The organism is Kitasatospora sp. NPDC114501, assembly GCF_055633695.1.
Map to the genome: position 1 here is coordinate 65739 of NZ_JBVKDS010000021.1, position 26633 is coordinate 92371.

23 protein-coding genes are annotated in these 26633 nt (G+C 71.1%); 14 read left to right on the forward strand and 9 right to left on the reverse strand.

The genetic code is table 11. From position 1 onward, the window contains the following. Positions 1-12: 12 nt before the first annotated feature. From ACZ7RU_RS32715 to ACZ7RU_RS32725, 3 genes are all read right to left on the reverse strand, one after another. Positions 13-1020, reverse strand: coding sequence for a Gfo/Idh/MocA family protein (locus tag ACZ7RU_RS32715; RefSeq protein ID WP_470344599.1), 1008 nt, complete (start codon positions 1018-1020; stop codon positions 13-15). A gap of 79 nt (positions 1021-1099) precedes the next feature. Further along, positions 1100-2179: an NAD-dependent epimerase/dehydratase family protein gene (locus ACZ7RU_RS32720; RefSeq protein WP_470344600.1), complete on the reverse strand. Its 1080-nt coding sequence runs from the start codon at positions 2177-2179 to the stop codon at positions 1100-1102. A 33-nt stretch (positions 2180-2212) separates the two neighbouring features. Next, positions 2213-3136, reverse strand: coding sequence for a class I SAM-dependent methyltransferase (locus ACZ7RU_RS32725; RefSeq protein ID WP_470344601.1), 924 nt, complete (start codon positions 3134-3136; stop codon positions 2213-2215). A 238-nt stretch (positions 3137-3374) separates the two neighbouring features. Between ACZ7RU_RS32725 and ACZ7RU_RS32730 the strand changes: the two genes are divergently transcribed. Beyond that, the gene (locus tag ACZ7RU_RS32730; RefSeq protein WP_470344602.1) at positions 3375-4709 is read left to right on the forward strand and encodes an XRE family transcriptional regulator; all 1335 of its coding nucleotides are present in this window, start codon (positions 3375-3377) and stop codon (positions 4707-4709) included. A 34-nt stretch (positions 4710-4743) separates the two neighbouring features. Here the strand turns inward: ACZ7RU_RS32730 and ACZ7RU_RS32735 are convergent, their stop codons facing one another. Further along, positions 4744-5631, reverse strand: coding sequence for a glycosyltransferase family 2 protein (locus ACZ7RU_RS32735; protein ID WP_470344603.1), 888 nt, complete (start codon positions 5629-5631; stop codon positions 4744-4746). Between the two features lie 168 nt (positions 5632-5799). Here ACZ7RU_RS32735 and ACZ7RU_RS32740 point away from each other — a divergent pair, with 168 nt between their 5' ends. Together ACZ7RU_RS32740 and ACZ7RU_RS32745 are read left to right on the forward strand one after the other, a co-directional pair. After that, positions 5800-6348 (forward strand): GIY-YIG nuclease family protein, encoded by a 549-nt coding sequence (locus tag ACZ7RU_RS32740; RefSeq protein ID WP_470344604.1) that lies wholly within the window; start codon positions 5800-5802, stop codon positions 6346-6348. Between the two features lie 78 nt (positions 6349-6426). Further along, positions 6427-6690 carry a hypothetical protein gene (locus ACZ7RU_RS32745; protein ID WP_470344605.1) on the forward strand — a complete coding sequence of 88 codons (264 nt, stop codon included), beginning with the start codon at positions 6427-6429 and terminating at the stop codon, positions 6688-6690. 93 nt (positions 6691-6783) lie between these two features. On the opposite strand, the gene ACZ7RU_RS32750 is transcribed toward ACZ7RU_RS32745, so the two are convergent. Both ACZ7RU_RS32750 and ACZ7RU_RS32755 read right to left on the reverse strand, forming a co-directional pair. Further along, positions 6784-8025 carry a hypothetical protein gene (locus ACZ7RU_RS32750; protein WP_470344606.1) on the reverse strand — a complete coding sequence of 414 codons (1242 nt, stop codon included), beginning with the start codon at positions 8023-8025 and terminating at the stop codon, positions 6784-6786. Between the two features lie 424 nt (positions 8026-8449). After that, the gene (locus tag ACZ7RU_RS32755) at positions 8450-10462 is read right to left on the reverse strand and encodes a site-specific integrase (RefSeq protein WP_470344607.1); all 2013 of its coding nucleotides are present in this window, start codon (positions 10460-10462) and stop codon (positions 8450-8452) included. Between the two features lie 452 nt (positions 10463-10914). On the opposite strand from ACZ7RU_RS32755, the gene ACZ7RU_RS32760 reads away from it, so the two are divergent. The 4 genes from ACZ7RU_RS32760 (at position 10915) to ACZ7RU_RS32775 (ending at position 13888) form a co-directional block, all read left to right on the forward strand. Beyond that, the gene (locus ACZ7RU_RS32760) at positions 10915-11139 is read left to right on the forward strand and encodes a hypothetical protein (RefSeq protein WP_470344608.1); all 225 of its coding nucleotides are present in this window, start codon (positions 10915-10917) and stop codon (positions 11137-11139) included. A 73-nt stretch (positions 11140-11212) separates the two neighbouring features. Next, positions 11213-12355 (forward strand): hypothetical protein, encoded by a 1143-nt coding sequence (locus tag ACZ7RU_RS32765; protein WP_470344609.1) that lies wholly within the window; start codon positions 11213-11215, stop codon positions 12353-12355. Between the two features lie 2 nt (positions 12356-12357). Further along, the gene (locus tag ACZ7RU_RS32770) at positions 12358-12630 is read left to right on the forward strand and encodes a hypothetical protein (RefSeq protein ID WP_470344702.1); all 273 of its coding nucleotides are present in this window, start codon (positions 12358-12360) and stop codon (positions 12628-12630) included. Between the two features lie 67 nt (positions 12631-12697). Further along, positions 12698-13888, forward strand: coding sequence for an AAA family ATPase (locus ACZ7RU_RS32775; RefSeq protein WP_470344610.1), 1191 nt, complete (start codon positions 12698-12700; stop codon positions 13886-13888). Here the strand turns inward: ACZ7RU_RS32775 and ACZ7RU_RS32780 are convergent. After that, positions 13882-14355, reverse strand: coding sequence for a hypothetical protein (locus tag ACZ7RU_RS32780; protein ID WP_470344611.1), 474 nt, complete (start codon positions 14353-14355; stop codon positions 13882-13884). The genes ACZ7RU_RS32775 and ACZ7RU_RS32780 overlap by 7 nt on opposite strands. A gap of 185 nt (positions 14356-14540) precedes the next feature. On the opposite strand from ACZ7RU_RS32780, the gene ACZ7RU_RS32785 reads away from it, so the two are divergent. Continuing rightward, positions 14541-16250, forward strand: a complete 1710-nt coding sequence (locus ACZ7RU_RS32785) for a hypothetical protein (RefSeq protein ID WP_470344612.1) — start codon at positions 14541-14543, stop codon at positions 16248-16250. A gap of 141 nt (positions 16251-16391) precedes the next feature. On the opposite strand, the gene ACZ7RU_RS32790 is transcribed toward ACZ7RU_RS32785, so the two are convergent. Then, a complete protein-coding gene (locus ACZ7RU_RS32790) occupies positions 16392-17657 on the reverse strand; it encodes a cytochrome P450 family protein (protein WP_470344703.1) in 1266 nt (421 codons plus the stop codon). 288 nt (positions 17658-17945) lie between these two features. Beyond that, the gene (locus ACZ7RU_RS32795) at positions 17946-20729 is read right to left on the reverse strand and encodes a helix-turn-helix transcriptional regulator (RefSeq protein WP_470344613.1); all 2784 of its coding nucleotides are present in this window, start codon (positions 20727-20729) and stop codon (positions 17946-17948) included. 615 nt (positions 20730-21344) lie between these two features. Here ACZ7RU_RS32795 and ACZ7RU_RS32800 point away from each other — a divergent pair. The 6 genes from ACZ7RU_RS32800 to ACZ7RU_RS32825 all read left to right on the forward strand — a co-directional run bounded on the left by ACZ7RU_RS32800 (position 21345) and on the right by ACZ7RU_RS32825 (position 26621). Then, positions 21345-21713: a hypothetical protein gene (locus ACZ7RU_RS32800; protein WP_470344614.1), complete on the forward strand. Its 369-nt coding sequence runs from the start codon at positions 21345-21347 to the stop codon at positions 21711-21713. 26 nt (positions 21714-21739) lie between these two features. Further along, positions 21740-21958: a hypothetical protein gene (locus ACZ7RU_RS32805; RefSeq protein WP_470344615.1), complete on the forward strand. Its 219-nt coding sequence runs from the start codon at positions 21740-21742 to the stop codon at positions 21956-21958. Positions 21959-21965: 7 nt separating this feature from the next. Continuing rightward, a complete protein-coding gene (locus ACZ7RU_RS32810) occupies positions 21966-24023 on the forward strand; it encodes a phage portal protein (RefSeq protein WP_470344616.1) in 2058 nt (685 codons plus the stop codon). Between the two features lie 59 nt (positions 24024-24082). Then, positions 24083-24328 carry a hypothetical protein gene (locus ACZ7RU_RS32815; protein WP_470344617.1) on the forward strand — a complete coding sequence of 82 codons (246 nt, stop codon included), beginning with the start codon at positions 24083-24085 and terminating at the stop codon, positions 24326-24328. Between the two features lie 365 nt (positions 24329-24693). Continuing rightward, positions 24694-25503 (forward strand): hypothetical protein, encoded by an 810-nt coding sequence (locus tag ACZ7RU_RS32820; protein WP_470344618.1) that lies wholly within the window; start codon positions 24694-24696, stop codon positions 25501-25503. An 80-nt stretch (positions 25504-25583) separates the two neighbouring features. Beyond that, entirely contained in the window at positions 25584-26621 is a 1038-nt protein-coding gene (locus ACZ7RU_RS32825) for a hypothetical protein (protein WP_470344619.1), read from the forward strand. Positions 26622-26633 lie beyond the last annotated feature (12 nt).

Below are 26633 nucleotides of genomic sequence, written 5' to 3' on the forward strand. Positions count from 1 at the left end.
GGGGTCTGGTGCTCAGGCGGCGGCGAGCGAGCGGGCGGCGACCGGCGTCGTACGACCGGTGGCGGCGGCCGCGAGGACCGCTTCGGCGGCGGCGACCGCGGCCGCGCCGTCGGCCAGGGTGACCAGGCCGCCGTCGCCGTGGCCGAGCAGCACATCGCGCAGTAGCGCGTGTTGGACGGTGAACGGCGCGGGCCGCTCGGCCACGGGCAGTGCGATCGACGGCCCGCTACTCACACCCCGGAAGCCGCCCTGCCCGTCGACGGGGGCGCTGTTGGCGTGCAGGCTCAGCGTGCCGGCGATCGCGTCCGAGATCAGCAGGCCTGCCTCGGTGCGCACCTGCACAATGCGGGCCTTGTACGGGCTGATCCAGTCGGCGTGGACGCTCAGCAGCGGGCCGCCGCCCAGGCGGGCGGTGACGGTGACGAGGTCCTCGTGCGGACCGGCGACGCGCACGGTGTCGGCGCTCACCGACTCGATGGGCGCTTCGGCCAGCCACGCGCCGAGGTCGAGGTCGTGTACGGCCAGGTCGAGGGTCACCCCGACATCGCGGATCCGCCCCGAGTAGGGGCCCTGGCGGCGGGCGTCGATGTGCCACAGCGCGCCGAACTCCCCGGCGTGGAGCAGGCGGGCGAGTTCCGCCACGGGGGCAGTGTGGCGTTCGGTGTGGCCGACGGCGGCGGGGACGCCGACGGCGTGGAACGCGTCCTCGATGCGCCGGGCGGCGGCCGCGGTGGACGCGAGGGGCTTCTCCACGAGCGCGGGGATGCCGGCGGCGGCGAGTTGGAGCGCGAGGTGTTCGTGGGCGGCAGTCGGCGCGGCGACGACGCAGTAGTCGAGGTCCATGAGCAGCAGGTCCCGAAGGTGGGGGACAGTGCAGTGCCCGGGGAACCGGGCGCGGCGACGCGGGTCCGGGTCGGCCAGGGCGACGAGGTCGACGCTTTCCAGCGCGTCCAGAGTGCGGGCGTGGACGCCTCCCGCCCATCCAAGGCCGACGACTGCGGCCCTCAACTTCCTTGCCATGGTGGTTCCTTCCAGGAGGTAGGAGGTACTGGGCATCGCCGGTCGGGTCCCCGTGGGCCGACCCGACCGGCGATGGGGATCAGGAACGGACGGGGGCCGCGCCCGACCAGGCGGCCAGGCGGCTCTCGGCGGTTTCGGCGCGCATCCACTCGGGCACGGCCTGGGGGTTGGCGTCGACCCACTCGACGTAGCGGGTGATGCCGTCGGCGACGGTCACCGCAGGCGCCCAGTCCAGCGCGGCGTGCATGAGAGCGGTGTCGGCCCGCCCGCCCCGCGGGTCGCCGGCGGCGGGCGGCGCGATGCGGATCTGCGTGCCGGGGAAGTGCGCGATCACGTGGTCGGCGACGTCGCGCACAGAGGTCTGCACGCCCGTGCCCAGGTTGAGCGCGCGCCCGGCCGCGCCCGGGGCGGTCAGGGCCCGCGTGATCGCCTCGGCCGCGTCGTCGCGGTACAGGAAGTCACGCACCTGCACGCCGCCGCCGTTGAGCAGCAGCTCCTGGCCCAGCACGGCGTACATCGCGAACTGCGCGACCACCCAGGACGCGGCCCCGGGCTTGGGCACCTGGCCGGGCCCATAGACGGAGAACGGGCGCAGCACGGTGAAGTCGCGGCTGGCGGCTTGCAGCAGCTGGCGGGTGTGCTGCTCGGCCCAGGACTTGGCGCTGGCGTACGGGTTGAGTGGCTGGTGGGGCTGGGTCTCGGTGAACACACGCGGGCGTGTCGAGCCGACGTCCTCGCCGCCGTGGCCGTAGACCTGAGCGGTGGACAGCAGCACGAGGCGGCGCACGCCGGGGGTGTCGGCGACGGCACGCACCACGGTGTCGGTGCCAGCCATATTGGAGCGGAACGCGGTCTTCGGGTCGGCAAGGCAGCCCTGGACGGTGGAGTGCGCGGCGGCGTGGACGACGTAATCGGCGTCCGCGACGAGGTGGCGTACGAGGGTCTCGTCGCCGACGTCGCCGAGGACCAGGTGCGGGTCGCTGCGGCCGGTGCCCAGGAGGGCGAAGACGGCGGGGTCGTAGGCGGACAGGTCGTCGAGCAGGACGGGGCGGGCCCCGGCGCGCAGCAGGGTGTCACGGACGGCGGTGCCGATGAAGCCGGCGCCGCCGGTGACCAAGACGCGCGCACCGGCCAGCGGGCTAGGGACAGGGTGGGCCATGGGACCCTCCTTCGGGATCGGGGGGACGGGTGGTCAGGAGCAGATGAAGGTGCCGGAGAGCTTCGTGACGGCGAAGTAGCCGCGGGCGTCGATCGCGTCGGCGACGGCCGCCGCCACGTGCTCCTCCAGAGCGGTGAGCAAGGCGGGCGAGGCGGGGTCCGGGCCTGCGGAGGCGGAGCAGTGGTAGGAGGCGCGGTAGAAGGCCAGAAACGGCGCGACGTCGGCGAACTGCAACTGGTCCTGCCACTCCAGGAGTCGGATCTGCTCGAAGTGCCCGACCAGGTGCCGACGGCCGTTGGTCAGGGAGATCCGGGCCTTGGACGACGCCTTGGCCAGGTGGTCGGGGCCGTCCAGGGTCCGTAGGGCGTGCAGGTGAACGTCGTACATCTCGACCATCGAGTCGGGCCGGTCGGTGGTGAGCAAGAACCGGCCACCCGGGCGCAGGACCCGCCGAACTTCGGCGAAGCACCGCTCCAGGTCGGCGACGTAGTGCGCGGTGTAGACGCACATGACGCGGTCGAAGGTGTCGTCTGCGAGAGCGTCGAGGCGGTCGGCGGTGCCCTCGATCCACTCGCACGGCGTTGCCACCCCCGCCAGGCGGTGCCGGGCGGCGGCGAGCATCGCCGGGGAGATGTCCAGGCCTGTGAGATGGCCGGCCGCCAGGTGCGGGCGCAGGCGCTCCAGCACGAAGGCGTTACCGCAGCCCAGGTCCAGCAACTCCTCGGTGCCGCGCAGGGCGAGGGCCTCCAGCAGGTGGTCGTGCAGGGCCTTCGGGTTGGTGCGGAACCGGTCGTGGATGCTCTGCTTGACCTCCAAGGCGTCGGCGTCGCGGAAGTAGGTCGCGCGGGCGTCCTCCGCCGTCAGAACAGCGTGCTCCTCGGGAATCACCTTGTCGGCCAGTTGCTCCAGATACGCGGTGGCGAAGGTCTGCGCTCCGGTGACGGCACTCGTCAACATGCGCTCCGATCAGGGGGATTCGGACCGGTGCTGAGATCAGTGCCACCGGAACCGTCCCGGCGTTCAGCCGGGAGCCCTACGATGCGTCCCCGCCATGAGTCGCCGGAAGCACCCAGGACGGTGCTGCGCCGGTGCGCCGACGAGCAGCACCGGAGCAACACCCGAAGGGGTGTCGGGCATACGGCGGGAGCCAGTAGCGTCGGGCGGATCGCTGTCACGCGCCCAAGGGAGGGACAGGTTGGCTGCGGAGCCGCAGGACCATCCGCTGATCCGTGTACGCATGGCCAGGAACCTTGAACGATCTGCCTTCGCGCGGAAGTTGTGCGATCGAAGCGCCGAACTGGGCACGCCTCTAGGAACGGGCCGGGACGGCGTCTTACGCTGGGAGAAAGGCCGTACCCCCGACAACCTCACCCAGTTCGTCATCGCCGACCTGATCGGCGTCGACAGCGTCCTGGTCGAATCCCACCCGTGGCCCCAGTGGCTTCAGTACGACCCGCTTCAGCAGCCGAACGAGCACCCGTGGACGGGCCCCGGCACCGTGGGCGCCCTCAGAGAAGTGATCGGAAGTCCCATGGACCGTCGGACGTTCTTCCTCGGCTCGACCGCGATGACCGCCGCCCTGCTCTCATGGCTCACCGCCGACCCGGTGGCGGCTGCGCAGCTCACGACGGGCCGGCGCATCGGAGAAGGCGCCGTCACAACAATCGAGCGTCGGGTGCGGGAACTGCGGCTGGCCGACGACGAGGACGGCGGCGGCACGCTGATCCGGGACACGGCCGCGGCGCTGGAAGCCGTCACCGAACTGCTGACCAACCGCAGTTACACGCTCGCCCACCAGAGTCGGCTGTACGCGGCCGGCGCGGACCTCGCCCGGATGCGGGCCTGGGCCGCATTCGATGTCAACGGCCGGTGCGACGACGTGGCGTTCAAGGCCGCCCTACAGGCCGCGCATGCCGCGGACGACCCGGCGCTGGGCGCCCACATCCTCACCTTCTGGGCCGCGGCCGCGTACAACTGCGGACGTCCCGTCGAAGCGGAGGCACTGGCCTGCACCGCGGTGGCCGCTGTACGGGGCAAGGCCACACCACGCGTGGAGGCACTGGTTCTCGCACGACGGGCACGAGCGCGCTCCCACTTGCGTAATGAAGGCTGCTGGAGCGACCTCGAGGCGTCCCGGGCCAAGCTCGATGCTGCCGAGCGAGACCGGACGTACGAGCCGGACTGGGCGTACTGGTTCGACGGTTCCGAGTACGCCGGCAGCCTCGCCTCCACCCAGCTCGCCATGGGCCGAGCCGACCAGGCGGAGAAGGCGTTCGCGCTCAGCGCCCGTGAGGCCGCAGGCACAGTACGGACCCAGGCGATCTACCTCGTCCGGGCAGCTGATGCACAGCTCCAGCAAGGCCACGTCGAAGGTGCCTGCGCCACCGCGCACCATGCGCTCGACATCACTGCCGAGATCAGCTCCCAGCGCACCACCGGCCCCCTGCGGGACCTGGCCTCCGCCCTGGCCTCCTACTCCCATGTGCCCGAGGCCGCAGAGGTGCGAGAGCGAATCTCCGCCACCATCTGATGCCCCGCAGGCAGGGAGCGCTGAAGGCCGTCGGTCAGATGATCGGCGGCCGGCCGGCGCGGGTGAGCCTCCACACGGTGCGCCAGCTCATCGGGCGCCGCTCGCCATGCCCGCCGCGCAGCCCCTCCGTGAGGCCCTTGAACCACACCCCGAGCTGCCCCGTCGATCGGAAGCGGTAGGCGCTGATCAGCGTCCACGCCGCCAGGTACACCGGGACGAGCACCAGTGGCAGACGCCGGTAGGCCACCCACACCCTGTTGCGCGCGACCATGCGGTAGAACGGGCCGTGCCGGGCCGGATTGGTCGCCGGGTGATGCACCTCGACATCGGCTGCGTACCAACCGATCTTTCCGAGGTCCCACAGGCGCCACGACAGGTCGATGCCTTCGTGGAAAAGGAAATAGTGCCCGGGCCAGCCGCCAACAGCGTCGAAGTCCGCGCGACGGATGAGCACGATGCCCTCGGCCATCACCGTCACCACGCCCGGGCGCCGGGCATCGGAGGACTTCAACCGCGGCACCCACCGCCCCAACGTCTCCCCCGTGGTGGGATCCGCGATGCGGGGCTGGACGTACGCCGCCTCGGGATGCCGGTCGAACTCGGCCACCAGGCGTGCAACGGTGTCGGTCTCCGGCAGGATCGCGTCGTTGTCGAAGAACAGCAGAAACTCTCCGGCGTCCGGGCCGATCAGTGCCCGTGCCCCGACGTTTCGCCCCTCGGGAATCCCGGTGTTCTTCGGCAGGGCTACGGAGACCACCCCGGGCGGTACGTAGTCCGGCTCGACGCCGTTGCCCACGATCACCGTCCGCAGGCTGACCCCCTTCTGGGCGAGCACCGACGCCATTGCGTCACGGAATTCGGCGTGTCGGTCGTTCATCGTGAGGACGACGACATCGACAGCCCGTTCCGTGTCCTCGCCCATGAACTTCCGCCTCCCAAGCTGGCCTATCCGTACGAGCTCACCATAAGGGTTGTCCTGGAAACGATGGCTGCTGCCCGCCTCCTCGCCCGCATCGGAACCGCCCGGGCTGAATGTGGGGAACGACCAGACCAGATTGGCTAGTTGTGGAATCCTTCTGAGATGGCGCCCTTGTCCGAGTCCCAGTACGCCGCCCGGCTCGCGCAGCGGGAGATTGATCCCGAGATGTTGTTGGACCACCTCGGTGAGGACCAACTCCGCGAGGTGCTACTGGGCAGGCTCCGCACCGATGGAACGGACCGAGCGTCCGAGGAAGTCGTCGCCCTGGTGTGGTTCGCGGAGTGGCGTGCGTTGCGGGGACTTGGGGCCGGTGCGGAACAGCCCCGGCTTCCCGGCCGGGACCAGCTCTACCTGCTGTCGTTCGTCGGCCCGACCAACTCGTACGTGAAGGTCGGACGTACCACCCGCTTCGGTGCGGGGCGGCTACGTGAGCTTCGGTCCGGAGCGGAGAGGGGCGGGTACGTGCTGTTCGATGCCTGGGTGTCCGAGCCGGTTACCGACGCGCACCCCTGGGAGCAGGTGGTGCTCGGAGAGCTTCGGCGCAGGCACCCGGGCGAGCGCAGGAGCGAGTACTTCTACGGGCTCGACTACGGCGAAGCGTGCAGCGTCGTGGATCAGCAGCGGATTCGGGTCGCACCTTGCTCAGCCGGACTCGAGTAGGCCGATAGGCACGGTGGAGACGGAGTCGAACGGCGCACCCGGGATGTGCTGGTGGACCGGGTGCCGCATCCTCGGGGCATGGCCTCGATCGTCGTCCTCTACGAGTTGGACCCCGCGGATGGGCTGGCGCCCGACGATGGCGAACCGGTCGTCGTGGCGGTGCACGCCGCAGGTGCCGACCCCGACGTGCCGCAAGATCCGCTGCCCGGGACCCTGTGCGGGCTCGACAGCACGGAGATGGAGCACTCCCACTACCAGGGCGGCTACGGCCAGCCGTGGTATCCGCCCGCGCTGGCCGAGCTGCGGTGCCGGGAGTGCGAACGGGCGCTGCGGGCGTTGTGAACGCCGCCCGGCCCGGCACGGACCCCACGCAGACTGAGCCGGCAGGTTTCACCGCGGTGGCCGACGCGCTCTTCTCCCGGCCGCCGACCGAGTTCACCAAGGCCCGCGACGAGGCCGCCGCCCGCGCCCGGGCGGCGGGTGAGCGGGCGCTCGCGGCCCGACCTCGCTCGGTCCGGCCGACCGAGTTTCGACGGCGGCCAGCCGGAGAAGGAACGGCGGCGCGAGACGGTGCAGTGTCTCGTGTCCGTCCGCGTCCGTCGTGGCGAGCACCTTGTTGATCGCGTCGAAGGAGAAAACCAGCTCCAGTGCGGTCAGTGCCTGTTGGCCGGGGGTGGGGGAGGGCTCGGCCAGTCCCTTGATCAGGTACATCCTGCCGATGCCGAAGAGCTGGCCGAAGACCCACTCGAGGCACGCGTCGCCTCCCGGGGGCTCGGACGACAGCTCGGTCTCGACGGCCTGGCACAGTGCCTCGGCCCAGCCAGCCATTTCCCCGGCGGTGGCCCAGCCGGCCCGTAGCCGCTCCAGCGGGGCTTCCCGGGCCACCGAGAGGAAGTGATTCACGACGCTCTCGGACGGCAGCCCCGGCAGTTGGTGGGGCGGCGTGTGCCGGATGGCGATAAGAGGATCGAGCGGGTCGGTCTCCAGCAGGTGGGCGGTGTACTGCGGAACCTCTCGGCCTGCCTGAGCACGGGCGATCCGCGCGACCACCTCCGGGGCGATCCCGTCGGCCCCGCCGACGGCCGCCGCCAGACCGTGGAACAGTACACCCGTGTTGTCCAAGGGCTCGATGTCGGCGCGGTCCGGGTCAAACCCGGCGGCGAACTTCCACAGCTCGGCGACCGCGGGCAGCTGCCGCAGCTGCTTGTCGATCGCCCTGATCCGGCGGTTCACCCCGGTCAGCCGACGTGCGCCCTGCTGCGCGATCTCGTCGGCCCGGTCGCTCACCCACTCCTGGACGTCACCAGTTGCGGGCACTGGGCCGAGCTGGTCGGTCATGCGTTCCGCGAGCCGGACGACCTGCCGGGTGAAGGCTTCACGGACGGTCTCCTCCGGGACGGGTAGCTCGGCGCCGAACGCGCCCAGCGCCAGGTAGAAGGGATCGGCGCCGGGCCGGCTGTGCTGGCCGAGCCACACCACGAGATCGACGACCGCGGGGTTGGTTGTGGAGGTGCTTCCGCCGACGGGGCGGCCCGGGCGGGAGCGGGGGTTGGCTGGCAGCAGGGGCCATGGACGAGCGCGCCAGCGCTCCAGCTGGCGGCCGGACACCTTCGTACCGCAGTCGGCGACGAGCTGGAGCAGCAGCTGGTCGGCCGCGCTGGGTGGAGTTCTCACCATGAGCTCACGCTACTGGCCGGGGAGTTGGCGTGCCGCGCTGACGTGGTGCGTGCTTAACCGGCAGACCTAGAGGTACCGAGGCGGACGTAGAACCCCCCGAGGTCTACCGGAAACCGCGGGTGGGGCACCTGGTCTGCTGGGTGCAGCGGCCCGCACAGGGCGGCCCGCGACCTCGAACAAGACGAAGCAAGGAGGCTCGATGGTGGGCAAGTTGAAGGCACCCATCCAAACCCCGGTGGCTGGCGAAAGCCGTCGCAGAACGGTAGTCAGGCGCAGCCTGCGGCGGTTCTGCTGGGGCGTGCTGGGCGGTTCCGGCCATGCACTGGGCAGCACCGTCGTCGTGTGGCTGGCATGGTGGGTGCGCACCAGGTAACGGGGCCGGAGCGGAGGCCGCTCCGGCCCCGCGGGGTCGGGCCAAGGGTCGTCACGTCGAGACGGTCTCACCCGGGGGCTGACCGTCGTTGGCACCGGGGGAACTGGTGGTGAGGAGCTGCGCGGCCTGCTCCAGGGCTTGGTCGAACGCGCCCTTCACTGCCGCCGCGTCGGTGCCGCGGGCCACGACTTCGATGGTGCCGCGCAGGCCGTGACGCAGCTGCACCGAGCTGACGGCGGCCTGGTCGGTGTACAGGTCGCGCTCGAACTCGAAGCAGGGCTGTTCGGCAAGCGGCAGTTCGTAGATCACCGTGCCGGAGCGCCGGTCGATGCCGGTCACGGCGGAGTGCAGCTGCTGGTGCCGGGGCTGCCGCTCCCACAGCACCCCGCGGCCGGTCCAGCGGGTGCGCTTCGTCGGTATGGTCGCGGGGCGTTCCCTCAGCCCGGGGTAGCCGTGGGCCAGGAGTTCGTTCCACAGGTCCACGAGGGCGTGGGCGTCCTCGGCGTTGGTCATGGCGACCTCGATCCCGCCGAGCACCAGCAGGTACACCAGTGGGGCGCTGGTGTTGCTGCGGGACTTCACCGGGACGAGCGCGGCGGCCTTCTCGGCGTTCTCGCGGTCGAGGGACGGCAGTACGGAGGTGTAGGTGTCGGCGGTCAGCACGAACGTGGCGTGGCCGAGTACCTCCTGCACGACTTTGAGGTCGGCGCCCGCGCCGAGCAGCAGGGTGGCCGCGAGGTGCCGCAGGTCGTGCAGGCGTACGGGCGGCAGGCCCAGCTTGTTGCACAGCAGCTCGAACCTGTCGGTGAGGTAGTCCGGGTTGATCTCGGTGCCGTCCTCGCGGACGAACACCTTGTCGGTGATGGGCCACGGCCGTCCGGCTTCGGCCGCGTCGTGGCGCGCCTCAGCCATCCGGTCGCGGTGGTCCCGAAGTTCCTGGAGCGTGTGGCTGTCGAGGGCGAGCGTGCGTTCGCTGTCGGCCTTCGGCTTCTTCCCGAGGGGCTTGCCCTTCACGGTGACCACCTGCCAGTCGACGGTGATGACCGCGGCCTGGAGGTTGGCCTTCGGCCATTCGAAGCCGGCGCCTTCGCCACGGCGCAGCCCCCGGAAGATCGCCAGGTGCCAGAACGCGCGCAGCCAGTCCCTCTCGATGCCGTCGAGGAACTGGCCGGCCTGCTCCGGGGTCCACACCATCACCTTCGACGGCTTCTCGCCGGTGCGCCGCCACTCGTCGACGCGCTCCGGCGTCCACAGCAGTGCCTTCGGCCGCTTGCCGGAGGGCAGGTCGACCAGGCTCGCCCAGTTCCGGCTGACCTGGCCTTTCTTGACCGCCGCCGTGAGGGCGGAGCGCAGGGTGGCGCGGATGCGCTGCATGGTCGCCGGGGCGACGATGCGCATCTGAGGGTGGGGCTCGCGCTTGGGGATCTCGGGCGCGGGCACCGGCGGCGGTGGTGCGTTCCTCTTCGGCCGGCCCGGCTTGCGCCCGTAGAGGACCTTCCACTCGGCGTAATCGGCTCGGGCCTTGGCGATCAGCGCCAGCTCGTACGCGACGACGATGTTGCGGGCCTCGATCGCGTCGAACATGTCGGTGATCGGCTCTGCGGTCAGGTCCTCCAGCTTGATGTGGCCGAGTGCGGGGATCAGGTAGATCCGGATGTGGCTCTCGTACGAGCTGACGGTTGTCGGTTCCAGGGTCTTGCGTTGCTCCAGCCACTTGAGCAAGTACTGGGCGACGGTCGTGCGGTGGTCGATCACCTCGCCGCGGTCCACCTTGCCGATCGCCTTCTTCAGGGCGGCGACGGCGGCGTCCTTGTCCGGGTAGCCGCCCCTGCGGTCCCGCCCGGGCTTGCCGTCGGGACCGGGCTTCAGCCTGAGGTAGTACCACCACGTGCCATGAGCCTTTTTCCCTTTCAACTTCGGGCACTTGGCGCCGAGTTCTCGCATCTTCGGCTTGCCCTTGGCGTCCAGCACGGGCTGCCTGTTCTCGTCCAGGACGGGCTCGCGGCAGGTGCAGCGGCGATACACCGACCCGGGACTGTCGTTCTTCGACTCGCGCTCGCTCATCTCTCTCAATCAGCGCTCAGCGCCCGGTGGTTGGGGCGGCGGTCAGGTCGTCCCCACAGTCACCAGCCCGCGCCTGCCGGGGCACAGGTCGGTTCGGTCGTGGCGGAGTTGGCCGTGACCGTACGGTGCTGAGCACGACTGGGTCGCGCCGAGCTGGACGGGATCGTTCGCGCGCTCGCCGACGTGGACGGCTCTGGACGGAGAAAGACACATGGGTGGGCGGCGCGTCATCGCGCCGGGACCGCTCCCCAGCGTTCGCGCGCTCCCCGACGGGCCTGTCCGCGAGGAGCCGCAGTTCACGGCAAGGCTGCCATTCGCGGCGTGCATTCATTCTGACCTGCACGAACGTGGCCCTTGGTGTACTGGCGCGGCCGGTGCCACACGCACGGGGACAGGCTGAGCCGACTGTGGACGGCGGGACGGTAGACCCGGCCCCGGGCCAGGGTGCGGGCATGACGACAAGCCCCGTTCCCGCCCTCCCCGACCCGCAGGTCCAGCCGACGATGACCGTCCCCGAGGCTGGCCGGCTCTTCGGCCTCGAGCGCGCCGCCAGCTACAACGCCGCCCGGCGCGGTGACATCCCGACGATCACCGTCGGCCGTCGCGTGCTCGTGCCGACGGCGAAGCTGCGCGTCCTCCTGGGCCTCGAAGCTCAGGTCACCGACACGGCGGCCTGAGCGCCGCCACCTCTCTCCGATCGTCATGCCGGCCTGCGGACCCGGCACCCCACCTTGGTAGGAGACCACCGGCATGCCCTGGTTCGCCGTCGGCGACAACACGGACGACCACCCCAAGATCCTCGCGGCAGGCAACGCGGCCGTCGGCCTGTGGGTGCGCTGCGGTGCCTACGCGAGCGCCCACCTGACCGACGGGGTGATCCCGGCGGCGGTCGCCGCGAAGAACGGCACCGTCACGCAGATCAACAAGCTCGTCGCTTCCGGACTATGGCACGAGGCCGGTCACGCGTGCACGCGCTGCCCCCAGCCCCGGCGCGGCGACTACGTGATGCACGGCTACATGGACGCCAACCCGAGCCGACGCCAGGTCCAGGAACGGCGTCGGCGCGCGGCCGAGAAGAAGCGCCAGCAGCGCAACCCGCCGCCGGACGGCGACGATTCCGCCGATCAGCGGGGAACAAAATGTGCCCCAGCCGGCGGCGAATGCGCAGGCCAGCCGCCCGCGTCCCCCGGGGACCGTCCTCGTCCTCGCGCGCACCCGGCCCCTCCCAGCCCCTCCCGCAGGGAGGGGGCTGGTGTGGGTGAGGAGGGCACAGGTGGATGGGGGCCGGCGCGCCGGCACCCCCTGCCCGACGGCTTCGCACCGGACCCGTCGGCGCTGGCGTGGGCGGCGGTCGAAGGCCATCTGGACCGCCTTGGCGGCCCGGCCGGGCTCGCCGCCGTGACGGCGGTGTTCACCGACTGGCACCGAGGCCGTGCCACCCTCGCTACGGACTGGCAGGCGCTGTGGCGCAAGTGGGTGCGCGAACAACGGGAACAACCCGGGCACAGCGGGTCCGGCCGCCACGCCAAGCGCGGACACCGTGCTGCGCCACGGCGAGGACCGGCCTACGCGGCGCACGTGAGCGTGGCGGCCCGGCTTGCCTCGATCGAGACCGAGATCGCCCGCGACCAGGAACCCGGTGCCGTCGACAGGCCGTTGACGCTGCTGCCCGCGCGGCCCGACGACGGGGCCCGCCCCGGTGGCGCGGCACCGATGCCCGGGCAGCGGCCGCTGATGGCCGCGCTTCCTGGGGGTCGCACACAGGCCCCCGACCCGCTGGAGGTGCTGGAGGCGATCGCCGAGCACGGCCAGGCCCACGCCGTCGCCCTCTTCGGCTGGCGGCCCGTGGCGGCGCTTCTTGTCGGCGTCACCGCAGCCGCCGGAGAGGCGTGAGCATGCTGCCGAAGCGAGGCCTCGCCCGGTGTCGGCTGTGCGGAACGGCAGTCCACTGGACCATCACCGCCGCCGGCGCGCGCCTGGCTGTGGACGCGGCCCCGTGCGCGCTCGGCAACACCGCGGTGTTCCGCGACGGCACAGGCACCATCCGCTCGCGTCGACCGAACGCGGAGTTGCCGCTGCTGTCGTACGAGCGGCTGCACCTGCCGCACGCGGCCACATGCCTCGCGCGGTCCTCGGAGGGCAACGCTTTGCGGCGTCGCGTGTCTTGAGGAGTGGGGGCAACTCGGGCTGCCAACTAGCCGGTTGGTTGAGGTCGGATCAACGAAGGAAGGGCGCGTGCAGGAGTACGAGGCGGTGTTGGCGGCGCTGCGCCGGTGGGGGAACGTCTGGCCGACCGAGGGCGGCTGGTTGGCGCGCTGCCCCGCGCACGATGACCGGCAGGGGACGCTGCTGGTGCTCGCCGCCGGGGACGGTCGTGTGGAGCTGGACTGCCTGGCGGATGGATGCGAGACGCAGGACATCGCGGCGGCGCTTCGGCTGAGCCCGGAGTGTGTGGTCGTCGCGCCGCCGGCCTTCGAGGACGGTCCCGGCTGGATCTGGCCCGGGTACGTGCCAGCGTTGGGGGTGAGCCTGATCGACGGCGAGGACGGCGTAAACGCGTTGGCGGTGGCCCTGGACATCGCGGCCCGCTCGGCGGCCGGCGGGGCTTTGCCGGACGGGCAGCAGCCCGGATCGGCACGTCGCGTGCTGGTGCTCGCATCTCCGCAAACGGTCGAGCACGCCGCGGAACTGCTGGCGGCGTGCGGCCCGGGCAGCGAGGATGTGGAGGTTGCGGCGGTGCTCGGCGGTCGGGGCGGCCAGCGGGGGCTGCGCCTGCCCGCGGACGCCGACCGCCTGGAGCAGCTGCTGCGCGAGCGCCGCCCTGACCTCGTGGTGTTGGACTTGATGACGATCTGCCCGTACCGAGTCCCCGTCGAGATGGCGCTGCGGGTGCTCGCCGACGTAGTGCAGCGCGTCGGCACGGCTGTCCTGGCGGTGCGGGAGGCCTCCAAGCGGGCCGGCTGGTCGTCGTCGCGCAGAGCGGTGGAGGCTTCGCAGTCCCGGCTGACGGTGGCGGTGCACATGGTGGTCCACGGGGAGGGCGGGGCGATGGCCCTGGTGCCGGTGTCCACGAGCTCGTGGGCGGTCATGGGCGGTTTGGAGTTCCACCAGGCCGAGGGGTTCAGGCCTGTGGTGTGGAGCCGCTTCGCGCGGGGCCGCGACGAGGCGATGAGCGGCGCGGACCTGCGGCGGCGGCGCCCGGCTAGTACCAGTGCCCGCAGGTTCCTGAGCAGCATCTTGACGGCGGGACCGGCGCCGGCCCGGGAAGTGCTGGCGGCGGCGACCGCCGTCGGGCTCGCTCCGCGTACGGTGCAGCGGGCGCGGCGCCAGCTGGGAGTGGTGGCGGTGAAGACGGCGACCGGCTGGGTGTTGTCCATGCCGGTCCGGGGCCCCTCGAGTGGAGGAGCCCCGGGATCAGGTCAGTGACTCGACTGAGGGCTGCGCGGGCTGCTCTGGGCCGGGGAGGGGGCCGAGGTCGGGAGCAGGGTGCTGGTTGCGGGCGGGGCCGGGGAGGGGGCCGTCGGGGCGGTCACGATCTGCGTGCTGGTGATCGTTACGGTGACGGTCGGGGCGGGCTCAGTGATTGTGGCCGCCGGGACGGTGACGGTGACCGTGGCGGGCGGCTCGGGCAGGGTGATGGCGGCCGGGCTCGGGGCGTCGGCGGGCACGGGGCAGATGGCGGCCGGGGAAAGGGAAACGTCTGGGGCCGCAGTGGGGGCTGTCGGGGCGGTGGAGGTCAGGGCCTGGGCCTGGGCGGGGCTGACCGTCACGGCCACCGGGTTGGCCGGGGCGGCGGTGGGTCGGATGCTGATGACCATGCCCGTGGTGAAGGCGGTGGTGAGGGCGAGGGTGACTGCCGCGTGTCGGGCGGTGACTCGGCTGGTCAGGGCCATGGTTGGTCTCCTTGAGGTTCGGGCCAGGGGTTCGCGGTCCCCGGCTGGCGGAACCAGCCTCGCAAATAAGTTGACTTAGGTCTATAAAGATGGCCATGGGATATTCGTGATGGCGTCCTCAGCGCGACGCTCCGCTGCAAGTCAGGCACCGTGACCAGCCGACCAGCGTGAACAAGGGGGAGAGCGTGACCAAGCCACTGCCCGCGATGCCCGCGTCCCGCTCCGGCAGGCTCGGCCGCCGCCTCTATGCGGAACTCGCCGACGCGCCCCCCGCCGTCCGCCGGCGCTTCTACCAGACCCTCGACGCTGCCGACTGGCAGCAGGTCCTCGCCGCAGCCGACACCGACGCAGGCACCCCCTACGCCCTATGGGCCGACGACCCGGTCGGATTCGTGGAGGACGTCCTCGGCGAATCCCAGTGGAGCCGCCAACGGGACATCCTCGAGGCCCTCGTCGACAACCGCCGCGTCGCGGTGCCCTCGTGCTTCGGATCCGGCAAGACCCACATCGCCGCCCGTGCCGCCGTCTGGTCCGCCGTCGTCCACCCGCCCGGCACCGCCCTCACGGTCACCACCGCCACCCGCGCCCGCCAGGTCCAGCGCCAGATGTGGCCGCACATCCGCCAGATCGTCGCCCGCGCCGGTCTTCCCGGCGACGTCGGCGTCGCCCAGTGGAAGATGCCCGACCGCCACGGCTCGGACACCGTCATCGCCTACGGCTTCAGCGCCCCGCCGCACGACGAATCCGCCGTCCAGGGCATCCACGCGCCCCGCCTGATGGTCATCGTGGACGAGGCCGGCGGCATCGGCCGGATCATCGGCGCCGCGATGCGCGGCCTGCTCACCGGCGAACACACCCGCGCCCTGCTGATCGGCAACCCCGCTACCGACGACGAGGGCAGCTGGTTCGAACAGACCTGCGCCGACCCCGCAGTTCTCGTCCTCCCGATCAGCGTCTACGACACCCCGCTTCTATCCGGGGAACGCACCCGGCGGTGCCGCGCCTGCCCTGCTCACGCCCCTGCCCACCTACTCGCCACTCATCTTGTGGACCCGCAGTGGGTGGAAGAGGCCATCCGCGACCACGGCGAGGACGCACCGTTCGTCCAGGCGAAGGTGCACGCCAGATTTCCCCGCGGAGGCCAGGCCCGCGCGATCCCCTCCTCCTGGGTCGAGCGCGCCATCGACAGCCCCGAACCGGACGGCCCCGACTACGTCGCGCTCAACGCCCTCGGCCTGGACAGCGAAACCAGCGCCTACCGGGTCCGGCGCGGTGCCTGGGTCAGACTGGGCGTGGACGTCGCCGCCGACGGGGGCGACGAGTTCGCGATCGCCCGCTCCGTCGGCGACCTGGTCGAGCTGCGCCACGCCACCGCCGGCCACGAGAACGCGGACGCCGTGGTCGTCGCCGGAGTGGTGCTGCGGGAGATCAAGGCCGCCCAACTGCTCGCCGCCACGATCGGAAGCACCGCCGACGTGAGAGTCAAGATCGACGGTGTCGGCATCGGCTGGGGCGTCGCCGGCCTGCTGGAGGCCTGGCGACGCGAAGGCCTCCACCACGCCGAGATCGTCACCGTGCTCGCCAGCGAGGGCACCGGCCGAGACGACGAGGCCGCGACGCTGCGCCCCTCCACCAAGAGGGATGAGATGTGGCTCGCGATGAGAGCTCTCCTCTCCCCGCACGGGCAGGGCACGGTACGGCTACGCGTCGACCGCCGAACCCAGGCCCAGCTGTCCACCCCGAAGCTGGAGACCAACTCGGGCGGGCGCACCATCATCGAGTCCAAGAAGTCGATGAGAAGGCGCGGCATCAGCTCGCCCGACCGTGCGGAGGCGGTCCTGCTCGCCCCCTACGAGCCGCACACCGGTCGGCGACGGGTCCGTGTGATCGCCTGACCGCGACCAGCAACGAGCCGCCCCCCCCGAGGAGCATGCACCCTTGTGTTCTGGCAACGCCGGTGCTGGCCGCCGTCGACCCAGCGCCTCGACCGGTTGACGGTCCAGGGACACGCTCCCCGGGCCCGGCCGGAAATTGAGTCATTTGACGGTGGCGGACCTGGCCAGAGACGGCCCGCGCCTGACGACGGCCGCTAGCGCGGGCGCGATTCGCCCGCGCAAGCGAGTGCGGTAGCGGACTGGGAGAGACAGCACCCCGCGGATGATGCCTGAGCCGATCCAGGAGAGGGATTCAAGCGGGACTGCGGGTTCGAACTCCGGTAGGCGCGAGAGGAGAACACGCAGGGCGATGGTCGTCTCCAGCCGGGCGAGCGGGGCGCCGAGACAGTGGTGGATGCCGTGGCCGAAGGCGAGGTGGCGGGCGTCCGGCCGGGCCACGTCGAGAGACGCCGAGGCGGGGCAACCAGCCATGGGGGCGTCGTGGCCAGCCGAACCGAGGGCGACGGCGAGCACGGCGCCCCGGGGGATCACCACGTCGCCCAGCTTCACATCCTGGGCCGCGTAGCGGTTCGTGGAGCGTTCCACGGACGTGTCGTACCGCAGAAACTCCTCCACCGCGCCGGGCAGCAGCTCCGGCCGGTCACGCAGCAGCTGCAGCTGGTCGGGGTGCCTGAGCAGAGCCATTTCGGCATTGCCGAGCAGGTTGACGGTGCTCTCGTGGCCCGCAACGATCAGCATCAGGGCGGTGCCGACCAGTTCCTCCTCGGAGAGCTCGCCGGCTTCCTGGTCACGGACGCTGACCAGGGCAGATAGCAGGTCGTCCTTGGGACAGCGGCGCTTGTCCGTGACCAGGTTGGCGAGCAGGCTGTGCAAGGCGGCCAGTGAGGAGCGGTGCTCGGGCGAGGTCGGCCGCAGGGCCTGTGCCGACCAGCGGCGGAAGTCCTGATGGTGTTCCGTCGGGACGCCAAGGAGTTCGGCTATGACGGTCGCGGGCAGCGGGGCGTTGAAGGCCTCCACGAGGTCTACCTCGCCCGAGCCGGGCATAGCGTCGATCAACTCGTGGGCGATCTGCTCGATTCGGGGTGCCAGTTCCGCCGTTCGACGTGGAGTGAAGGCTGCCGCGGCGAGACGGCGTAGCCGGGTGTGCTCGGGCGGGTCAGCCTCCAGCATCTGCGCGCCGAGGCCGACGGAGGGCTTGTGGAGCACGAAGCCGACGGCGTCGAGCACCTCTGCAGCGGGCGTGGCGTCCTTGAGCAGCGAGGGGTGGGTCAGCGCCTCGCGGGCGAGGTCGTAGCCGACGACAATCCACCCCTCCAGACCGGGCTGTAACTCGGCTCGGTGGATGGGGCCGAGTTCCCGTAGGCGGGCATAGCGGGCGGGGGCGTCGGCCTTGAAGGCGGCGTCCATGACCACGGGAGCAGCGCAGGAAGGCACGTCGTGAGGGTTAATGATGCGTCTCCTGATGACGGTGTGAAGGCGCCGGCGCTGCCCGCCGCAGGGCGTCGGCACGTCAGGTCCATGGGTTAGGCGGGCTGCTCAACTCTTTCGCCTGCCAACGGACTTCCACATCCGTCATCTGACGGTAGAAGCCCGGGCTGCACGTGGCGCCGCGCATCGGCCGTGTACGGCGTTCATGAAGAGTTCCGGGAAGGCCCGGGTAGCGGCCGGCTGAGGCTGGTGCTGTCGTGGAGAGGGTCACGCGTCGGGGGCGGCGGGCAGTCGGTCAAGGGCATCGCGCAAGGCGGCGCGGGAGGTGATGCCGAGCTTGGGAAAGACGCGGTAGAGGTGGGAGCTGACGGTGCGCGGCGACAGGTGGGTTTGGGCGCCGATCTCCTTGTTGGACAGTCCGCTCGCCGCGAGATCGGCGATCCGGCGCTCCTGGCGGGTCAGGGCTTCGAAGTGCGGCGCGGCGTCGAGCGGGGATGGGTGGGTGGTGAGCAGTTCGGTGCGGGCGCGTGCGGCCCAGGTGGAGGCACCGATGCGTTCGAACACCTCGACGGCGCCGGCCAGCACCGGTTGCGCCGTCCTCGGGCCCTTGGTGCGGTGCAGGTGCACACCGTGGGCGAGACGGATGCGGGCGAGCTCGAAGGGGAAGGTGTCCGCTTCCGGAAGGCCCTCAGCCCGGCGGTACCACCTCGTGGCGTGCGCTGGGTCGGTGGCGGTCATGGCCAGCGCACCGTAGGTAACCAGGGCGAGGCGGGGCGAGATCTCGGGCAAGCCGGCCTCTTCGGCAGCCAAGGCGTGCTGTCGTGCCTGGGAGACGCGGCCGGTATGCAGGGCTGCCTCGACCAGGTCAAGCAGGGTACGGGAAGCCTGATGGGCGTAGGGGGTGAAGGTACCGGGTTCGGTGATGCCGACGGCGTACTGGTAGGCGGTCTCGTAGTCTCCCTCGGCTAGGGCGGCGGCGGTACCGACGGCATCGGTGATCTGGGTGAGGAAGCCGATTCCTCGGGGCCGCGCCCAGGCGTCGACGGTGGTCTGGCAGTCTCGCGCGAGATCACCGCTGCCGCGCACCGCCGCCAGCAGCCCGAGGTACGCGCGGGCCTGGTGGGCGAACAGCGGGTGGTGGTGCGTCGTCGCCAGCTCCAGACAGCGCTTCCCGGTCCGCTCCGCGTCATCCCACTCTCCGACGGCCAGCTGGTCGAGCATGACCAAGTGCAGCATCGTCAGGCCGACTACGGCGGCCCCGGTCGCCATCTCGCGGTCGACGGTGCGCCGCAGGTGCGGCCGGAACAGGACGAGCGCGTCGACGTGGTACGCGGAGACAGCCAGCCGAGTGAGTTCCCACGGCTCCAGCATGCGCAGCCCGCCGAACGCTTTCTCGAGCCGCTCCCGCGCTCCGGAACCCCGACGAACCACATCGCCCCACGTGTCCTCGTAGAGGCGCGCTAGCGGTGGCACCAAGTCGCCTAAGGAAGCGAGCAGCTCATGGGTGTCCGCCCACGCGGACTCGTCTGCCCCGTACTGGTCGACGGCCAGCAGCAGAGTGACGAGCCGGGCGACCACCTCGGCCGGCGCACCCTCACTGCTGTCGCGGATGGCTTCTATCGCGCCGACCACCTGGCTGCGCGCGAAGCGTACGTTCCCGTCCTCGTAGAACGCGGTGTACGCCGATGCGAGAACGGCGGCGGCAGACTCGCCCGCGACACAGTCTGTGTCGGCTAGGGCAAGCTGCTGCGCACGCTCCAGCAGACCGGCGTGACCAGCGATGAAGGCTGCTGCGCCCAGTCGGCGGGAGCGTTCGGTGTGGGTCTCGCTCAGTTCTGCAGCCCGGGTCAGCCAGGCGACGGCGGCCACCGCTCCGCCATGTCGGATGACGGACTCCGCAGCGTTCTCCATGGCGGCCGCGGCCTCCTCGTCGGGGCCAGACACCGAGGCGGCCAGGTGCAGGGCATGCCGTTGCGGGTCCTCGTGATGCACACGAGCGAGAAGCGCGTGCGCCGAGCGCCGCTCCTCGGGCGCGGCGCTCTGGACGACCGTCGAGCGCACCAGTGGATGCCGGAAGACGAACTCGCCGCTGAACGGGTCGACCTCCAGCAGTCCGTTGTCGACGGCAGCCATGGCGTTCGTCATGCGGTAGCGCGGGCGCAGGCGGCGGCCGGCAGTCGCGCTCGCTGCGACGCCGTCCAGTGCCCCACGCAGCAACTCGACGCGGACCGTGTCGTCGAGCGCCTTCAGCCGGACGTCGTACACCTGCTGAAGTCGACGCGGCACAGGAACACCCAGGTAGCCGGGCACGTCCGGGCCACCCGTGACCGGGTCTTCGCGAAGTACCTGGGGCGCGCTCAGCATGTGCGGCGGCAGTTCCCTCAGGGCCAGAGGGTTGCCCTGGGCCTCGTCCAGGACGATTCGGCGCAGGTCGGCTTCCAGACCGGGGTAGTGCAGTTCCAAGAGTTCCTCGGAGGCCTGCGCCGACAGCGTGGTGACCGTCAGCGGGGGAAGCGCGGCGGTGTCGAAGCCGCAGGACACATCGGAGCGCACCCCCACAAGGAGTTTCACCAAGCTGCCGGTAAGCCGCCGTCCCACGAAGCCGAATACCTCGATGCTGGGGGTGTCGAGCCAATGCCCGTCGTCCAGGACCAGCAGCAGGGGACGGTCCGGCACGGCGAGGGAGAGCAGGTCAAGGACGGCGATGCCGAGCGTCATGACCGACGGAGGTGTTCCGTCGCCCCGGCCGAACACGGCGTCCAGCGCCCGCGAGCGGCCCTCGTCCAGCCTGCCGATGTCGGAGAGCAAAGGGTGGAGGCACTGATGAAGGCCGGCGAACGGCAGCTCCCACTCGGCCTCCGCCCCGTACGCCCGGACCACCCGGTGATTCCGGGCGACAGCGATCTCGGCGGCGTAATCCAGCAGGACGCTCTTGCCGACCCCCGTGTCACCGCGTAGAACAAGCGCGCGGCCCCCGTCGGCCGTCACGAACTCGGACAGCTCCTGCTGCTCACGATCGCGGCCGATCATCCTGTAGCTGATCGATTCCACCGCGCCCCCACTCACCCTTCCCAGGCCACCCAGGCCCAACATCCCCTGCGGCCCGTACGCGGGACCGACTACGTCGCGGCAGGACGTGCCACAGCAGCCACCCGGAAGGCCGCGTCGCCCATCACCGCCCAGCCGTGACCGGCGCTCCCCATACCTGCCACGACGCAAGAGACTAGATGCCGTATGGCAGTTCGTCACCTGACAACCGTGACTGCCCTCTCCGGTGGCCACCCTGCGGGCGGTGCAGCCGCAGGAGAACGGGGTGCCCACAGGCCGGGCAGGCGCCTGCTGGCCGACGGGCAGCAGACGGTCGTATCCGAGCTCCAGTGCGCGGCAGCATCGACCAGCTTCTTGACTCAAATTCGCTGACTTGGGTCATGTGACTGAAGCTCCGGTTCGTGCCGATGCGGCACAGTCAACTCCTCGGCTCGTACGTGCGGCCCGGATCGGAACACCTGGCGTGCCGCCACCCATCCGACCAACGCACAAGGGGAGCGGGCCTGACGAGGACGACGAGGGCCGCCTGTACTGCGGGGCTCGCGTAGAACCGGACGAACAATCGCTGCTGCCACTGGCGCCCACCCACTGGGCATCCGCTGGCGAGGGGAGTGCAGCTTGACCACCGACCGCACCACGACCGACGACGCCAACACCGACATCCACGAATGGGTGATCGCCGCGTACGTTCCCGTGGACACGCAAGGTGCCGCCTACGCGCGCCGCCGCGGTGTCTACCGCGTCCCGGCCACCACCAAGATCCGGTCGGCAGATGTAATGTGCATCCGCTGCCGCCGGCCCTATGACGAGGTCTACCAAGCGCCGTGCGCAGGCTCCGACCCGATGCTGCACGGCGGACCGATCGGGACCCGCAAGCGCAGGCCCGCGCCCGAGTACCGCCACCAGGTCGACGCGGCCGAGAACTTCCGCAAGCCCGATCCAGGAGACCCGGGAACTCGGGCCGGGAAGAGGCCGCCAGGACGCTAGACACCGAAGTGCCTAGCCTGCGTGCCGTGACGATACCCAGCAGGCACCAGCCCCACCTGAACGACGACGTCGCACACCTGACCGCACGCCAGGTGCGCGACGTCGTCGCCGTCGTCCTGCTCGTACTCGGCGCCCTCGGCCTCAACGCGGCCGCCTACGCCACCGACCCGCGCCTCGGCCTCGCCTGCACAAGCCTCTCGGTGCTCGGCAGCGCCGCCGCCCTCGGCCAGACCGACGAGGAGTAGGAGCCCCATGCCACGCCGCTGGTTCCCCACCCTGCGCCGCCCCGCCCCGGCCGCGAAGTCCCTCCCGGACTTCTCCCCGGGCTGGACCCCTGTAGGCGTCGATCGGGCCCGCCCATGGTCCGTCGAACGAGCCGTGCGCGACGGCATGGAACGAGCGGTGTGGATCTACAAGGCCGTCGATACGATCTCCAACCACGCTGCGGACAGGTTGCTGCGGGTCCGCCCACGCAGCGGCACCTCCGACGAGCAGCTGCCTCCCCACGACACACACCCGCTCTACCGCGCGATGAACATCAGGGCCAACCCTGCCGAGGGCGCGTTCACCTTCAAGAAGCGCATCAGCATGCAGTTGATGTTGTCGAAGCGAGGAGTCTTCCTCGAGCCGACATTCTCGCGAGGCGGTGACCTGTTGCGGATCGACCTGTTGCCACCGGGCCGCACCCGGCCGGTGCCGTCCACCAGCAGCGACCTCATCTCCCACTTCGAGACCGTCACCATCACCGGCGAACTGCGCCGCCTCGACGTGGAACGGGTGCGGTGGATCAGGAACCCCCACCCGCTCGACCCCTACTCCGGCATCACCCCGCTGGAGGCCGCCGGCCTGTCCGCCGACCTCGACTTCTTCACCCGCCACTACAACCTGTCGTTCGTCAACAACGACGCCAGGCCCGGCGGCGTGATCGGCATCGACGGCGACATGGACGATGACGAACTTCGCCTGCTGCGCGCCAGGTTCGGCACTGGGCCGTCTGCTGCCGGCTCCTGGACGGTGCTCAACGGCGGCAACGTCACCGTCATGGACACCTCCGTGACGCCCCGGGACATGGCCTACGAGACCGTCGCCGCCCTGTCCAAAGTCGAGCTACTTGCCGCGTTCGGCGTCCCGGAGTCCCAGCTGGGCAACGCGAGCGGCCGCACGTTCGACAACGCCCGCGCCGAGAAGACGATGTTCTGGGAGATCACGATGCCGCCGCACCTGCGCCTGCTCGCCGACGCCTTCCAGGACGATGTCGAAGAGGGCGACGAGGTCTACTTCGACACCTCCGACATCGACGTGCTGCGCGAGCCCCGCAGCAAGCGTCTGGCCGAAGCCCGCGAGGAAGTCGCCGCCGGCGTCCGCTCGATCAGCTCCTACGCCGAACTCGCTGGATACGCCGACGAGATCGAGGAGACCCCCGAGACCCGGGCCCTGTGGCTGGCCTCCGGCCGCACCGCCCTACCCAGCCGCACCGCAGACGCCCCAGCCCTCGGCACCCCGGCACCGCCCCCGGCGCCGAACCCAGGAAAGGCCCTGACGTCCACCTTCGACCTCGTCTTGGACGAAACCGCGGCCGACGCCCTCCGCGAGCGTCTGGACGACGCCCTCCAGACGCTCACCACCCGCTGGACGGAACGCACCGTCGCCCGACTCAACTCGCCCCGGTACCGCAAGGGAACCCGGCACTGGGACGACCGCGGCCACACCGTCGCCGGCACCGCCGTCAAGGACCTGCCCGTCGACCTGGTGATCGACGTCGCCACCTGGCAGCGAGAGGCCGCTCAGGCACTCCGGCCTCTCATCGAGCAGGCCGCCGCCAAGGCCGCGACCGAGATGCACGACGCCCTCGGCTCGACCGGCACCGCAACCGTCTCCGTCTGGCCCGTGACTGCCCCGCTGCTCACCACCTGGCTCGCCAAGCAGGCCGAAGCCCTCTCCGATGATGTCGTTGGTGCCGATCGCGAGGGCAAGAGCCTGACGGGCATCGCCGACGCAACCCGCGACTGGGGCCGTTCTTTCGCGAACCGGGCGAGCGTCAAAGCGGGCCACCTCGCCACCGCCGCCGTCGAGAGCGCCCGCGACCAGGCGGCCGCCGCCAGCGCCCGCACTGGCCTTGTCCGCCGCTGGGTCGCCCGCGATGACGGTGGCGCCAGGCCCGACCACGACGCGGCCGACGGCCAGACCCAGTCCTACGGCCAGCCGTTCATCATCGGCGAGGACGTGCTGCGTCACCCGGGCGACCCGACCGCCCGACCCGTGCAGCCCGTCAACTGCCGTTGCCGCCTCGCCTGGCAACTCGAGCGCTGACCCACCACCGGCCGGCGAAGCGCGGGCACCCCGCCCGTACCCCCGTGTGAGGATGAAGCATGACCACCGGAACACCACCCAGCGACCGGCAACAACTCAACGAGGACTGGCTGCGCAGCAGGCGCTGGGACGTCCGCTACGCGAACGGCGAACCCGTCACCACGCTCGACGGGCTCTCCCAGGTGCTCCGCGTCGACAGGCAGGAGGCCGCCCGCCGGGTGCTGGCTCAGCCGTTCGGCAATGCCGCCCCGCAGCAACTGCGGGACGAAGCCGAGCAGGAGAATGGCGGCAGCGCGAGGGTGTGATCGTCGGCCAGCACCATACGGGGTTGAGGAGAACAGCACCCGGCATGCGTTGCTCCTCAGGCCCGCCGCCGGGCCGCAGCGACGCTAAGGCGCGCCGCTGACAGGGTGCGCTGCATCAAGCTGCCCCACCACCGGAGGACCGCGTGGGCCACCCGACCCGAACCGTCCGACTTGTTCACCTGCGCCTGCGCGCGAAGCACAAGCCGTTCCAGGAACACCTGCACCCACGAGACGGCCGAGGCCGGTTCGCGCACGGCCCCGGCGCGGGACTCCTCCCGCAGCTGGAGCGCATCCGAGCGGCCGCGAGCCGGCCGTCCAGGGCCCCACGTTCCGAACCCCGCTTCGATGAGGAGCAGCACGGCCTGGTGTTCCGCGACGGGCAGAGCGAGCGCGTCGCCAAGGCGTACAAGGTGAACGTGGTGGAAGGGCTCCTACGCGACCTGCGCGACATGCCGGACGAGACCCTGCTGCTGGACTCCGACCGGGCCTGGCTCGACAAGGTGCGCACGGGCGAGGCGCACGCGTACGAGGACCTCGCGACCGGCATCGCCAACTCCGTCCTGCCGGGCACCTCCCCGGCAGACCCGTCCTGGACGCACGTCGATGCCGACCGGGCACGCGAACTCCTGCGGCGCGACGCCGTCAACCAGGTGGTTGCCACTTGGGCGATGACGTCCAACGACGAAGACGCCGGAGCCCTCGCCCTCCAGGAGACCGCACGGGACGCCTTCGGGCTGCACCCGGCCGCCGACTGGCCCAGCACCGACCAGATCGCGCGGGAGATCGCGGAACAGCAGGCCGCCTTCGGTACCGGCTACGCGGCGATGCTGGCGGCGATGTGGGAGCGCACCCAGACCCACCTGGCCGAAGCCCAGCTCGGCTCCCTGACCGTGTGGCGCGGGGTGGCCACCCCCGACGGTCGGCCACCCGCGGACTGGACGGCCGACAGCAGCACTGTCTCCGATCCGCTGCTGCGCCCGCTCTCCGCGTTCTCCCTTGACCCGGAGGTAGCCCACGGGTTCGCCGCGTACGAGGGATCTGGCTTCGTCATGAGCGCGGTCGTGCCCGCAGAACGGGTGCTCGCGACGCCGGCCACGGGCCTCGGCTGCCTGGACGAGTCGGAGGTGGTCATCCTGGCTGGCCCTGGCACCTGGCACTGGCAGACCGCGGAGTAGTCCCGCACGGCTCGGCGCGACACCATCCTCAGCCGGGTGCCACGCTGCCGCCGTCCTGATCCTCGGCAGAAGGCGGTGCGGTGCACGACTTCCTCACCGTTACCCTGCGGCTACGCCGCAAGGACCGGCTCTGGGATGAGGCCCGGCATGCGCGCGACCATCAGGGCCGTTTCGCCCACCACCCGGGTGCCAGCCGAGTTGGCCTGCCGGGCACCCTCGCGGACGATCATGCGGCAAGCCAGGCGGACTTGCTCGGCAAGCGGCAGAGGTCCGCCAGCAAGGTTAAGGCCGCCATGTGTGACTCGCTTGCCAGGCGGATGGACGGTGTCTCTGACGAGGAACTGCTGTCTGACCGCCAGCGCGACCGCCTCACCCGGGTCCGCACCGGACAGCTTGCCGCGTATCGCCCGGAGGCCGGCGCCAACGGCTACGCCGACTACGTCGAGCAAGCGGACCTCGACAGTGGCGCTCGCCGTGAGCCCTGGGGCTACGCGAGGATGAACGCCGAGGAGTATCGGGACTTCGCGCGGGCTGAGGCCGTCTCCCACCTCGTAGCCGGCTGGGCGGCGACCTCCAACGACCACGACGCGGACGCCCTCGCTCTCCAGGAGACCGCCCGCCGGACGTTCCACCTGACCGACACCATGGTGTGGGAACACGGCGATGCCGACCTCGAGGCCGAAACCGCGCAGGCCTTGGCCGACAATGCGCCTCTGCTGCGCGCCTTCCTGACCGCCATGTGGGAGGCAACCCAGGAGCACTTCGCCGACCTCGGCGTCACCCACGTCACCGTGCACCGCGGCTTCACCGGCGGCTACGACGACACCCACGTCAGCGAGATCGACGGCCGGGGCACGGTCACGGACCTGCCACTGCGCCCGCTGTCATCCTTCACCACGGAAGAACATGTCGCCGCCGACTTCGCCACGCACGGCGGCGAGGTCCATGTCGGCTACACGATCAGCGGCGACGTGCCGGTCACCCGCATCCTGGCCGTGCCGGGAACGGGCATCGGCTGCCTGGACGAGTCCGAGATCGTCATCCTCGCAGGCCCCGGTGATTGGCACGTCCAGCAGGTGTATGCCGAACACGAGGACGACGGCTGGTACGACGAGTAGAACGAGACCCAA